The organism is Achromobacter sp. GbtcB20 (assembly GCF_019091095.1).
In the GTDB taxonomy this organism is placed as follows: Bacteria; Pseudomonadota; Gammaproteobacteria; order Burkholderiales; family Burkholderiaceae_B; genus Achromobacter; species Achromobacter mucicolens.
The window spans coordinates 1-269 of sequence record NZ_JAGXJZ010000552.1 but is presented as its reverse complement, the minus strand read 5'-3'; the positions used below and the strand labels follow the sequence as shown (position 1 = coordinate 269).

Annotated in this window: 1 pseudogene; it reads right to left on the bottom strand. The window is 74.3% G+C overall.

Annotated features, from left to right (window positions below):
• Positions 1-269, bottom strand: a pseudogene (locus KVT32_RS30185) (two-component sensor histidine kinase); the annotation flags it as partial.

Here is a 269-nt window from a genome sequence, read left to right as displayed (position 1 = left end):
GCCAGCTTCAGCTGCTGCGCCTGGTTTTCGATGGCGCTCACGTCCTCCATGAAGACGACGCTGCGCCCGGGCACGCCGGCGCCGGCGTCGACGCGGGCAAAGCGCAGTTTCAGGTGCGCCGGCTGGTCGCGCCGCGCGCCCGGCCCGCTGTCGGCGCCGCCCTGCTCCTGGTAGGGCTTCAGGATCACCCAGGCTTCGTCTGGCCCGGCCTCGCCTTCGACCGGCTCGACCGCGGCCAGGCCCGGCGTCGCGGCGTTTCCCATCCCGCG